Genomic DNA, 12,636 nt, shown 5'->3' with positions numbered 1-12,636 from the left:
CGCTAGCTTATTGGAAACCATTTTCACAAACGACCCCCGGAGTGCGGTCCGGGCCGGGGAGGTGCCCCTCAGATCACCTTGAGCCGTACCAGCGCCCCGAGCGTCAACGCCCCCGGCACCAATGGCACCCAGACCGTGATGATCCGGAACCCGAGCACCACCGCCGTGGCGACCGCAACCGGCGCCCCCACCGCGACCAGGGCCACGATCAGCGCCGCCTCGACCGAGCCGATCCCGCCGGGCGTCGGTATCAGCGCCACGGCGACCGTCGCGGCGAGGTAGGCGAGCGCCATGTGCCAGGCCGGCACCGGCAGCCCCAGCGCCATCCCGACGGCGGCCAGTCCGGCGGCCTGCAGCGCCGGGAACGCCAGCGAACCGCCCCACAGTGCCAGCGCCCTGGCCGGACGCATGTGCACGGAACGGGCCTCGCCGAGCGCCGTACGCAGGAAGGAGAGCACGGCCGTGCGCAGCCGACGTACGCAGACCAGCGCGCCCGCCGCCACCAGTAGGACCGTGCAGACTCCGATGAGCAGCGGGCCGAGTGCCGTGTCGGGGACCAGGCCGCCGAGTTTCAGGGCGTGCGGGAACGCGATCAACAGCGCCGCCAGCAGGCCCAGTCGGCCGACGGCCTCCGCGAGCAGATACAGGGCGAGCGCCGCCGAGGAACGGGCCAGCGGCAGCCCGCACACCGTCATGAACCGGAGGTTGACCGCGCTCGCGCCGAGCCCCGTCGGGAGGAGGTGGTTGGCGGAGCCCGCCGCGAACTGCGTTGCCAGCAGCCGGAGTTTGGGCAGTCGCTCGACAACCGCACCCTGCCGACTGACGGCGGCTGCCACCCAGGTCAGACAGGTCGCACCGGCCGCCGCCAGCAGCCAGGGCCACTTGGCGCTCGCCAGATGGCCGAAGCCCGCGACGAGCACGTCCCGGTGGCGCACCGCGACCACGGCGACGAGGACGAGAGGGAGCAGGCAGAGGATCTGGCGCACCGGTATGCGTCGGCGCCGGGCCGGGGGAGGGGGAACCGCTGTCACAACCGGAGAGGTTCTCCGCACCGCGCCAACACGAGGTTGCGCGCGCACGGCCGCCGACTGTCCACCCGGGCAACGCCGGGCGAGGCATCCTTGTCCCAGTTGACCTCAACTTAACTTGAGGTCCTACGGTAACCGTCATGAGCATGGAGACCACCGCCTGGACGCAGCTGCAGAGCGTCATGACCGCCCATCAGGAGCGGCGCCCCTTCGCCCGCGCGACCCTGCGCCGGATCGCGGAGTTCGCGCGCCCGCACCGCCGCCGCATCAACCGTTTCCTCGTGCTGAGCGTGCTCACCGCACTGCTCGCCGTCGCGACCCCCGTCCTCGCGGGCCGGGTCGTCGACACGATCGTGTCCGGCGGCGACGAGAGCACGGTCGTCCGGCTCGCGCTGCTGATCGCGCTCATCGCGGTCGCCGAGGCGGCCCTCGGGATCCTCGGCCGCTGGCTGTCGGCGACCCTGGGTGAGGGGCTCATCCTCGATCTGCGGACGGCCGTGTTCGACCATGTGCAGCGCATGCCGGTCGCCTTCTTCACCCGCACCCGCACGGGAGCCCTGGTCTCCCGCCTCAACAACGACGTCATCGGCGCCCAGCGCGCGTTCAGCAACACCCTCTCCGGGGTGGTCAGCAACCTCGTCACCCTGGTGCTCACGCTCGCCGTGATGCTCACCCTCTCCTGGCAGATCACGCTCCTCTCCCTCGTCCTGCTGCCGGTGTTCGTCGTCCCCGCCCGCCGGATGGGCGGCCGGATGGCCCGCCTCCAGCGCGAGGCAGCCGACCTCAACGCCTCGATGGGCACCCGGATGACCGAGCGCTTCTCGGCCCCCGGCGCCACCCTCGTCAAGCTCTTCGGCCGCCCCGACGAGGAGTCCGCCCAGTTCGCGGCCCGCGCGAGCCGGGTCCGGGACATCGGCGTACGGACGGCCCTCGCGCAGTCCGCCTTCATCACCGCCCTCACCCTGGTGTCGGCCCTGGCGCTCGCCCTGGTCTACGGCCTCGGCGGCTGGTTCGCGCTGCGCGGCACCCTGGAACCGGGCGCGGTAGTCGCGCTCGCCCTGCTCCTGACCCGGATGTACGCGCCGCTCACGGCGCTCGCCGGGGCGCGCGTCGAAGTGATGAGCGCCCTGGTCAGCTTCGAGCGCGTCTTCGAGGTGCTCGACCTGAAACCCCTCATCGACGAGAAACCGGACGCCCGCGAGGTACCCGAGGGCCCGGTCGCGGTCGAGTTCGACAACGTCCGCTTCGCCTACCCGTCCGCCGACCGCGTCTCCCTCGCCTCCCTGGAGGAGGTCGCGGCCCTGGACACCCGGGGCGGTACGGAGGTCCTGCACGGCGTCAGCTTCCGCGCCGAACCCGGCCAGACCGTCGCCCTCGTCGGCTCCTCCGGCGCCGGAAAGTCGACCATCGGACAACTCCTGCCCCGCCTGTACGACACCGACGAGGGCGCCGTACGCATCGGCGGCGTCGACGTCCGCGACCTGAGCGCCGCCTCCCTGCGCGCCACCCTCGGCATGGTCACCCAGGACGGCCACCTCTTCCACGACACCGTCCGCGCCAACCTGGCCCTCGCCCGCCCCACCGCGACCGACGACGAACTGTGGGAGGCCCTCACCAGGGCCCGCCTCGACGACCTGGTCCGCGCCCTGCCCGACGGCCTGGACACCGTGGTCGGCGAACGCGGCTACCGCCTCTCCGGCGGCGAACGCCAGCGCATGACCATCGCCCGACTGCTCCTGGCCCGCCAGCGCGTAGTCGTCCTCGACGAGGCGACCGCCCACCTGGACAACACCTCGGAGGCAGCCGTCCAGGAGGCCCTGGCGGAGGCACTGTCCGACCGCACGGCCATCGTGATCGCCCACCGCCTCTCCACGATCCGCACGGCCGACCTGATCCTCGTCGTCGAGGCCGGCCGCGTCGTGGAACGCGGCACGCATGACGAGCTGTTGGCGGTGGAAGGACGGTACGCGCAGCTGTACCGGACACAGTTCGCACAGTCGTCCGGACCGACGCGGGCGCCGACGTATACCTGAGCAGGAGGCGGACGGCAGCGGACGTACTGCCGTTTCGGTAGGCGCTGCTGCCGTTTCGGTAGATCAAGTGCCAGTACCGGGACGACGACCCGGAGGCACTCCCCGGGACAGCCTTGGCGAGTACGTGAAACCCGAGGTGAGGTTCCCTGCCGTGGCTACTTTTCTGTATCGACTGGGCCGTCTGGCCTTCCGACGGCGTGGCTACGCCGTCCTGGCGTGGTTGGCCCTGCTGGTCGCCGTCGGACTGGGCGCCCTCCAGGCGCCGGGGGCCTCCGACGAGGAGTTCTCGATGCCCGGCATCGAGTCCCAGAAGGCGTTCGACCTGATGGGCGAACGGTTCCCCGGCGCAGCCGCCGACGGCGCCACCGCCCGCGTGGTGTTCGTCGCCCCCGACGGACAGAAGGTCACCGCCACCGAGAACAGGGCGGGGATCGAGGAGGCCGTGGACACCCTGGGCGACGGCGGTCAGGTCGCCGGTGTCGCCGACCCGTTCGAGGCGCGGGCGGTCAGCGAGGACGGCTCGACGGCGTACGCGACCGTCACCTACAAGGTCAAGTCGGCCGAGGTCACCGACGCCAGCCGGACGGCCGTCGAGAAGGCCGCCGACCAGGCCCGGGAGGCCGGACTGACCGTCGAGGCGGGCGGCGACGCCATGGACAGCGGCGCAGGACCCGGCGGGGTGGCCGAGATCATCGGCATCTCGGTGGCGGCCGTGGTGCTGCTGATCACCTTCGGCTCGCTCGCGGCGGCCGGGCTGCCGCTGCTCACGGCGATCCTCGGCGTCGGCGTCACCATGTTCACCGTCACCACCCTCGCCGACGCCTTCGGCCTGTCCACCAGCACCGGCACCCTCGCGATGATGCTGGGCCTGGCGGTCGGCATCGACTACGCCCTGTTCGTCGTCTCCCGCTACCGCGAGGAACGCGCCAAGGGGCGCACCCCGGAGGAGGCGACCGGGCTGGCCGTCGGCACAGCCGGATCGGCGGTCGTCTTCGCGGGCCTGACCGTGGTCATCGCCCTGGCCGGCCTCGCGGTGGTCGGCATCCCGATGCTCACCAAGATGGGCCTCGCGGCGGCCGGCGCGGTCGTCGTCGCCGTCCTCATCGCCCTGACCGTCGTCCCGGCGCTGCTGGGCTTCTGGCCGGGCGCAGTCCTGCCGAGGGCCGCGCGCAAGGAGCCGAAGAACAAGTCGGCGTCGCGGAAGGCGCCTTGGCGGAGGAGCAAGGCAGCCGTCTCCGAGGCGGCGGCCGGGTCAGGGCCGGGCGACGAGAACAACCTCGGCACCCGCTGGGCCCGCTTCGTGCTGCGCCGCCCGATCCCCGTACTGATCCTGGGCGTCCTGGGCCTCGGCGCCCTGGCGATCCCGATGACCTCCCTGCAACTGGGCATGCCGGGCGACGAGGCCAAGTCCACCTCCACCACCGAACGCCGCGCCTACGACGCCCTCGCCGACGGCTTCGGCCCCGGCTTCAACGGGCCCCTGACCATCGTCGTGGACGCCAAGGGAGCAACCGACCCGAAGACGGCCGTGGCGACCATCGGCGAGAAGATCGGGACCACCAAGGGCATCGTCTCCGTCACCGAACCTCACTTCAACGAGGCCGGGGACACGGCCGTGTTCACCGCGACCCCGTCCACCAGCCCCACCGACGAACGGACCAAGACCCTCGTCACGACCATCCGCGACGCCCGCCCCACCACCGAGGCGGCGGCGGACGGCGCCACCTTCGAGGTCACCGGCAGCACCGCCCTCAACATCGACATCTCCGAGAAGGTGCAGGCGGCGCTGGTCCCGTACCTCGTCACCGTCGTGGGCCTGGCGATCGTCCTCCTGCTCCTGGTCTTCCGCTCGCTCCTGGTCCCCCTGAAGGCGGCCCTCGGCTTCCTCCTCTCGGTCCTCGCGGCCCTCGGCGCGGTCGTCGTGGTGTTCCAGGAAGGCCACGGCGCGAGCCCCTTCGGCGTCGAGCAGACCGGGCCGATCATGAGCCTGATGCCGATCTTCCTCGTCGGCATCGTCTTCGGCCTCGCCATGGACTACGAGGTCTTCCTCGTCTCCCGGATGCGGGAGGCGTACGTCCACGGCGAGTCCGCCGAGCAGGCGGTCGTCTCGGGGTTCCGGCACAGCGCCCGGGTCGTGGTCGCCGCCGCGCTGATCATGATCGCGGTGTTCGCGGGCTTCATCGGCGAGCACGACTCCATGATCAAGATGATCGGCTTCGGCCTGGCCACCGCCGTCCTTCTCGATGCCTTCGTCGTCCGGATGGCCCTTGTGCCCGCAGTCCTCGCCCTGCTCGGCGACAAGGCCTGGTGGCTGCCGAAGTGGCTGGACCGCAGGCTGCCCCGCGTCGACGTCGAGGGCGAGGCCCTCACCCGCCGCCCGGCACCCGCCCCCGTACCGCACCCGCAGCCGGACCCGACCCCGGAGGAGCCCGCCGAGGCGCGCGTCTGACCGGTCGCCTCTCCCGGCACCCCACCCGTTCCGTCCGGGCCCCCGAGACCACCCCTCGGGCGGCCCGGACGGGCCGTCCACGGTCCGCGTCGGGGACCATGGAACCAGCCCCTCACCCGGAGACACACGATGACCATCAGCCCGGAGCGTGCCACGGGACGCCGTACCCGTGCCGTGGACGCGGCCCTCGCCCTTGCGCTGTGGGGCTGCTCCGTCCTGGGCGCCATGCTCTTCAGCGCCGGCTCCCGCGTGCCCGAGGAGGTGTGGCGCGCCGAACTCCTCTCCGCCATCGCCTGCCTCGCCGTGTACGGGGCCCGCCGCCGCCCGCGCACCGCCGTCGTCGTCTCCACCGGCTGTACGGTCACGGCCGGCGCCCTCGGCTACCTGCTCACCCCGCTGATGCTGGCGCCCCTGATGGCCGCCCTGTTCTGGCTCGCCTACCTCACCGGACCGAGGACCACGCGCGCGTACGGCGCGGTCGCCACGGCGATGGTGGTGGTCACCGGCGTCCTCGACAACCCCACCGACCACACGGTGCTGCTGCGCACCGTCGGCCCCGTGCTGTGGCTGCTCCTGCCGCTGGCCGCAGGCAGCAAGGGCCGGCTCCGGCAGGCGTACCTGGAGTCCATGCACGCGCGTGCCGCCCACGCGGAGCGCACCCGCGAGGAGGAGGCCCGGCTGCGGGTCGCCGAAGAGCGCCTGCGCATCGCCCGCGAACTCCACGACGTCGTCGCCCACCACATGGCCGTCGCGCACGCCCAGGCAGGCACCGCCGCCCACCTCGCGCCCACCCACCCCGGCCAGGCCCAGAAGATCCTCGCCGAACTGGCCGGGACCACCGCCTCGGCGCTGCTCGAACTCCAGGCCACCGTCGGCGTCCTGCGCCAGTCCGACGACCCCGACTCCCTGGAACCCTCCCCGGGCCTCGCCCGCCTCCCCGAACTGCTCACGGCCTGCGCGTCGGCGGGCCTGGAGGTCACCGTCACCACCGAGGGCGAGCAGCGGCCCCTGTCACCCGGGGTGGACCTGACGGCGTACCGGATCATCCAGGAGGCCCTCACCAACGCCACCAAGCACGCGTCCGACCACACGGCACGCGTCCTGCTCACCTACTCCGCCTCCCGGCTGCTCATCAAGGTCACCAACGACGGCACCGCCACCGCCCCGGCGCTCCCGGGCGGCGGCTTCGGCCTGATGGGCATGCGCGAGCGCGCCCACTCGATCGGCGGCGACCTGCGCGCAGGACCCGGCCCCCGGGGCGGCTTCGAGGTGACCACGGCACTCCCGCTGCACACCCAGTTCCTGGAAGCGGCCCTGGAGGCGTTCCCGGCGACCGGCCCGGCCGACGCCCCCACGGACGTCCGCCGAACGACCGCACTCCGCACAGAAGACGAGGCCACCGCGTGACCATCCGTGTCCTGCTCGCCGACGACCAGGCCCTGCTGCGGGGCACGTTCCGGCTGCTGATCGACTCCTGCGCCGACATGGAGGTGGTCGGCGAGGCCGCCAACGGCAACGAGGCGGCCGAACTGGCCCGCGTCCACCACCCGGACGTCGTCCTCATGGACATCCGGATGCCCGGCTCGGACGGACTCGCCGCGACCGCCGCGATCTGCGCCGACCCCGAACTGGCCGGCACCCGCGTCCTCATCCTCACGATGTTCGAGACGGACGAGTACGTCGCCAAGGCCCTGCGCGTCGGAGCCAGCGGCTTCCTCGGCAAGTACGTCACCACCGGCGCCCTCCTCACCGGCATCCGCACGGTCGCCTCCGGCGAGGCCCTGCTCTCCCCCGGCGCCACCCGCGCCCTCATCACCCGCTTCCTCACCACCCCGGCCCCCGGCGGCCTCCTCGCACCCCCGGAACGCCTCGCCGACCTCACCCCCAGGGAACGCGAGGTCACCGCCCTCGCCGCCCACGGCAAGTCGAACGCCGAGATCGCCGAGGACCTGGTCCTGAGCGTCCTGACCGTCCGCACCCACATCCAGCGCTCCCTGACCAAGCTGGGCGCCCGCGACCGCGCCCAGCTGGTGGTCATCGCCTACCAGACGGGCCTCGTACGGCCTGCGGTGCGCGATCTCTGACGCGACGCGCGGCGGCCCGGCAGAACAAGGGCCCGCAGTGGTGAGGGTCACGGAGACGGACGGAGGCCGGTGCGTAGGCTGGTCGCAATCGACCCGCGGGCCCTCATCAGGGTGAGGGCCCAGCCCTTGACCTGCACATACGCAGGCAGGGAGCCCAGCCTCGGGAGTGCTTCATGCTGCGCACCATGTTCAAGTCCAAGATCCACCGAGCCACCGTCACCCAGGCCGACCTGCACTACGTCGGCTCCGTGACCATCGACGCCGACCTCCTCGACGCCGCCGACCTGCTGCCCGGCGAACTCGTCCACATCGTCGACATCAGCAACGGCGCCCGGCTTGAGACGTACGTCATCGAGGGCGAGCGGGGGTCCGGGGTCGTCGGGATCAACGGGGCCGCGGCCCACCTCGTGCATCCCGGAGATCTGGTGATCATCATCAGCTACGCTCAGGTGACCGACGCCGAGGCGCGGGCGCTGCGGCCGAGGGTGGTGCATGTGGACCGGGACAACCGCGTCGTGGCACTGGGCGCCGACCCGGGCGAGCCGGTGCCGGGCTCGGACCAGAGGCGCAGCCCGCAGGCGGTCACCGCCTGACGGTCTGGGCCCCCGGCGAATCGACGTATCGGCGTAGCTACGAACTGGCGCAGCGACCTACCGCCCTACCGACGTATCGACGTATCGACGAGGAGTGTCCATGAGTGACATCGAGATCCGGGACGACCGGGCGGCGGGCCGCCTTGAGGCGGTGGCGGCCGGTGAAGTCGTGGGCCGTATCGAGTACTTCGTGCTGGCCGCCCGTGGCCGCGCGCTGGTCCCCGTCCACACGATCGTCGAACCCACGCACGAGGGGAAGGGCATCGCGGGCTCGCTCGCCCGTGAGCTGTACGCCATGGCCGCCCGCGAGGGCATCGTCGTGGCCCCGCTCTGCCCGTACGTCGTGAAGTGGGCCGAGCGTCACCCCGCCGAGGCCCCGGCGGCCGACCCCGTGCTGCTCCAGGCCGCCAAGGAGTGGCTCGCGGCGAACCCCGGCCGCTTCTGACCTCCAGCGCTCCGCGAAGGGGACGTACCGTGCTCGCCCTGCTCCACACCTCGCCCCTGCACATCCCGGTCTTCGACGCCCTGCGCGACGAGGACCACCAGGGTCTCGAACTCGCCCACCACGTCCACGAGGACCTGCTGACCAGGGCCCGCGCGGAGGGCCCCGATGCGGTGGTCGGCGACGTACGGGCCGCGCTGGTGGCCGCCGTCGCCCACGGCGCCGGTGCCGTGCTCTGCACCTGCTCCTCCGTCGGAGGGGTCGCGGAGGCCCTCGCCGAGGAGGTCGGGGTGCCCGTGCTGCGGGTCGACCGCCCGATGGCCGCCGCCGCGGTGGCGGCAGGGCCGAGGGTGGTCGTCGTGGCGACCTCGGAGAGCACGTTCGGGCCGACGGTCGCTCTCGTCGAGGAGGAGGCGAGCCGCGCCGGGCTCCCCGCCGACGTACGGACACTGCTCGTGCACGGCGCCTGGGCCCTCTTCGAGGCGGGCGACACGGAGGCCTACGTCCGTGCGGTGGCCGCCGCCGTCGACTCGATCCCCGACGACAGCGCCGACGCGATCGTCCTCGCCCAGGCCTCCATGACCCCGGCCCAGCGCCTGACGACGACCTCGGTACGGGTGCTGTCCAGCCCCCGCCCTGGCCTGACGGCAGCCGTGACCCACCTGGAGTGAGTGGGGGCGCGCCCGTCGGGTACGCGGGGAGTGAGTCCAGAACCGACGCATCGACTGGTTGGAGGACACCGTGACACACCCGAACCCGAACCCGAGCCCTCACCCCGTACCACCGCCCCCCACCCCCTTCCCGGACCCGGCCCCCATCCCACAGCCCCCGGGCCCCGAACCGACACCCACCCCTGAACCGGGCCCACCGCTGTCCTGACCCCGGAAACACCAGGTGGGCGGTCGGAAGATCCAGACCGCCCACCATCACGCGCCCCAAAGGGGCGCGGGGCTGTGTCGATCAGCGGCTCCGCCGCGGGGCGCGACCAGCCCCCGCTGCCCCGCAGCCAGAGAACTACCCAACCCGAGGAGCGACCCTCAGTCGGTGACCTCGGACCGGTCCCCACCCCACAGCGTGTGGAACGACCCCTCCCGGTCGGTACGCCGATACGTGTGCGCCCCGAAGAAGTCCCGCTGCCCCTGCGTGAGCGCCGCAGGCAACCGCTCCGCACGCAGCGCGTCGTAGTACGCCAGCGCCGCCGAGAAGCCCGGCGTCGGGACGCCCTGTCGCGTCGCCGCGACCAGCACCTCGCGCCAGTCGTCCTGCGCCCCCGCGATCTCCCGCGCGAACGTCTCGTCGGACAGCAGGCTCGGCAGGTCGGCCCGTGCGTCGTACGCGGCGCGGATGCGGTCGAGGAACGCCGCCCGGATGATGCAGCCGCCACGCCAGAGCGCGGACACCGCACCCAGGTCGATGTTCCAGTCGTACTCGGCGCCGCCCGCCGCGATCTCGTGGAAGCCCTGCGTGTACGACACGATCTTCGACGCGTACAGCGCCTGCTCGACACGGTCGGCGAAGGCCGCCGCCTCCGACTCGCCCAGCGGCGTCGCCGTCGGGCCCGCCAGACCGCGCGAGGCCTCGCGCAGCGCCGCGTGGCCGGACAGGGAGCGGGCGAAGACCGCCTCGGCGATGCCCGAGACCGGGACGCCCAGGTCGAGGGCGATCTGCACGGTCCAGCGGCCGGTGCCCTTCTGCTCGGCCTGGTCGACCACCACGTCGACGAAGGGCTTGCCCGTCGCCGCGTCCACGTGCGACAGCACCTCGGCGGTGATCTCGATCAGGTAGGAGTCGAGGCGGCCCGTGTTCCAGGTGCGGAAGATGTCCGCGATCTGGGCGGGGGAGTACCCGGCGACATCGCGCAGCAGCTGGTACGCCTCGCCGATCAGCTGCATGTCGGCGTACTCGATGCCGTTGTGCACCATCTTCACGAAGTGACCGGCGCCGTCCGGACCCACGTGGGACACGCAGGGGGTGCCGTCCTCCGCCTTCGCGGAGATCTTCTCCAGCATCGGGCCGAGGGAGTCGTACGACTCGGCCGGGCCGCCCGGCATGATGCTCGGGCCGAGCAGCGCGCCCTCCTCGCCGCCCGAGACGCCCATGCCGACGAAGTGGATGCCCTGCTCGCGCAGGTCGCGCTCGCGGCGCCGGGTGTCCGCGAAGTGGGCGTTGCCGCCGTCGATGATCATGTCGCCGGGCTCCAGGAGCGGGGCGAACTCCTGGATCACCGCGTCGGTGGGCTCACCGGCCTTCACCATGACGACCAGGCGGCGCGGGCGCTCCAGCGCCTCCACGAACTCCTTGGCGGTGTCGGCCGCGATGAAGTCGCCCTCGGTCCCGAACTCCTCGACCAGAGCGTGCGTACGCGCCGCCGTCCGGTTGTGCAGCGCGACCGTGTAGCCGTTGCGCGCGAAGTTGCGGGCGAGGTTGCGGCCCATCACCGCGAGTCCCGTGACGCCGATCTGGGCTGAGTTGCTCATGCGGATGGCTCCTAGTGGGTCCTGGAAAACGGTGGTGCCGGCAGGTCCTGGAAGCGGTGGTGCGGTTCGTACCCGCTCGCCAGTATTGCCCTTCGGGCCATCCTGACGTGCCGGTACGCCGACCGCACATCCGGGTCCGCCGTTCCTGCGTACGCCAATACGCACCAGAACCCCCAGCTGCCTCAGCGTTCGCGCAACAGACCCGTATTCCTGGCCGATCGGGTTTCGCCCCCGGCGAACTTCGGCCGCACAGAGGCTGATTTGCCGTCTTGTCATGGCCTGTTCCCAGCGCTTACTTTTGCGACTCCTGGCATAGGTGAGGGTGAGGGGGCTCTTCCATGGCCGTACGCGGCAAGCATCGCCGGTACCAGCCGAATCGGATCAACCGGGCCTCTCTGACCGTCACCGCGGGCAGCGCCGGTATCGCGCTGCCGCTCGTCGGCGCGGGAACCGCGGACGCCGCGGACGTGGCGACCTGGAACAAGGTCGCCGCCTGCGAGTCGACCAACGACTGGAACATCAACACCGGCAACGGCTATTACGGCGGGCTGCAGTTCAGCCAGTCCACCTGGGAGGCCTACGGCGGCACGGCCTACGCGGGGCGTGCGGATCTGGCCACCAAGGACCAGCAGATCGCCGTGGCCGAGAAGGTGCTCAAGGGGCAGGGCCCCGGCGCCTGGCCCGTCTGCTCGGTCCGCGCGGGCCTCACGCGCGGCGGCGACACCCCCGACATCAACCCGTCGGGCACCTCGGAACGCAAGTCCCAGCGGACCGTCCGTGACGTCAAGCCGCAGACCACGCCCCAGTCCCAGGCGGGCACCGCCGAGATGTACACCGTCGTACGCGGCGACACCCTCTCCGGCATCGCCGACGAACGCGAGGTCCGCGGCGGCTGGCAGCGCCTCTACGCCGCCAACCGCACGACGGTCGGGACCGATCCGGACCTGATCGTCCCCGGCCAGCGCCTGAACCTCCGTACGAAGGCCGCTCCCGCCGCTCCCGCCACCGCCGAGCCCGCGCGCAAGTCCACGGCCAAGCCCAAACCCAAGTCCGAGCCGCAGCAGGCCCCTTCGCGTGCCGTCGAGAAGGTCACCGCGACCAAGGCGCCCACGACCACCAGCACGCTCAGCGCGCCGGTCGGCGCCGCGACCGGGACGCCGTACCACAAGGCGGGTTCCTCCTGGTCGAAGGGCTACCACACCGGCGTCGACTTCCCGGTGCCCACCGGCACCTCCGTGAAGGCGGTCGGGGCGGGCGAGGTCGTCGAGGCGGGCTGGGGCGGGTCGTTCGGGTACCAGGTGGTGATCCGGCACGCCGACGGCCGCTACTCGCAGTACGCCCACCTCTCGGCGATCTCCGTGCGGTCGGGCCAGTCCGTGGCGGTCGGGCAGCGCATCGGGCGCTCCGGGTCCACGGGCAACAGCACGGGCCCGCATCTGCACTTCGAGGTGCGGACGGGGCCCGGCTTCGGTACCGACATCGACCCGGTGGCCTATCTCCGGGCCGGCGGCGTCAGGATCTGACGGGATC

At 72.3% G+C, this 12,636-nt stretch carries 10 protein-coding genes; 8 read left to right on the top strand and 2 right to left on the bottom strand.

Features of this window, described 5'->3' with window-relative positions:
• Positions 1-68: 68 nt before the first annotated feature.
• Complete coding sequence (locus CW359_RS11490; protein WP_105969761.1) at positions 69-1,031, bottom strand: lysylphosphatidylglycerol synthase transmembrane domain-containing protein; 963 nt, start codon at positions 1,029-1,031, stop codon at positions 69-71.
• Positions 1,032-1,174: 143 nt separating this feature from the next.
• On the opposite strand from CW359_RS11490, the gene CW359_RS11485 reads away from it, so the two are divergent.
• The 7 genes from CW359_RS11485 to CW359_RS11455 all read left to right on the top strand — a co-directional run bounded on the left by CW359_RS11485 (position 1,175) and on the right by CW359_RS11455 (position 9,300).
• Positions 1,175-3,061, top strand: a complete 1,887-nt coding sequence (locus CW359_RS11485) for an ABC transporter ATP-binding protein (protein ID WP_198655190.1) — start codon at positions 1,175-1,177, stop codon at positions 3,059-3,061.
• Positions 3,062-3,212: 151 nt separating this feature from the next.
• A complete protein-coding gene (locus CW359_RS11480) occupies positions 3,213-5,510 on the top strand; it encodes an MMPL family transporter (protein ID WP_105969759.1) in 2,298 nt (765 codons plus the stop codon).
• A 129-nt stretch (positions 5,511-5,639) separates the two neighbouring features.
• Positions 5,640-6,917, top strand: coding sequence for a sensor histidine kinase (locus CW359_RS11475; protein ID WP_105969758.1), 1,278 nt, complete (start codon positions 5,640-5,642; stop codon positions 6,915-6,917).
• On the top strand, positions 6,914-7,594 hold the full coding sequence (locus CW359_RS11470; RefSeq protein WP_105969757.1) for a response regulator: 681 nt from the start codon (positions 6,914-6,916) through the stop codon (positions 7,592-7,594). Before CW359_RS11475 ends, CW359_RS11470 begins: the two co-directional genes overlap by 4 nt.
• A 173-nt stretch (positions 7,595-7,767) precedes the next feature.
• Positions 7,768-8,187, top strand: a complete 420-nt coding sequence (panD, locus tag CW359_RS11465) for an aspartate 1-decarboxylase (protein WP_105969756.1) — start codon at positions 7,768-7,770, stop codon at positions 8,185-8,187.
• Positions 8,188-8,287: 100 nt separating this feature from the next.
• On the top strand, positions 8,288-8,632 hold the full coding sequence (locus tag CW359_RS11460) for a GNAT family N-acetyltransferase (RefSeq protein ID WP_105969755.1): 345 nt from the start codon (positions 8,288-8,290) through the stop codon (positions 8,630-8,632).
• 29 nt (positions 8,633-8,661) lie between these two features.
• On the top strand, positions 8,662-9,300 hold the full coding sequence (locus tag CW359_RS11455) for an aspartate/glutamate racemase family protein (protein ID WP_105969754.1): 639 nt from the start codon (positions 8,662-8,664) through the stop codon (positions 9,298-9,300).
• A gap of 366 nt (positions 9,301-9,666) precedes the next feature.
• Here the strand turns inward: CW359_RS11455 and gndA are convergent, their stop codons facing one another.
• On the bottom strand, positions 9,667-11,106 hold the full coding sequence (gene gndA / locus CW359_RS11450) for an NADP-dependent phosphogluconate dehydrogenase (protein WP_105969753.1): 1,440 nt from the start codon (positions 11,104-11,106) through the stop codon (positions 9,667-9,669).
• A 338-nt stretch (positions 11,107-11,444) separates the two neighbouring features.
• Here gndA and CW359_RS11445 point away from each other — a divergent pair, with 338 nt between their 5' ends.
• Positions 11,445-12,629 carry a transglycosylase family protein gene (locus tag CW359_RS11445; protein ID WP_105969752.1) on the top strand — a complete coding sequence of 395 codons (1,185 nt, stop codon included), beginning with the start codon at positions 11,445-11,447 and terminating at the stop codon, positions 12,627-12,629.
• Positions 12,630-12,636 lie beyond the last annotated feature (7 nt).

It is taken from the genome of Streptomyces geranii (assembly GCF_002954775.1).
Lineage (GTDB): Bacteria > Actinomycetota > Actinomycetes > Streptomycetales > Streptomycetaceae > Streptomyces > Streptomyces geranii.
This window is presented reverse-complemented; position numbering and strand designations above follow the sequence as displayed.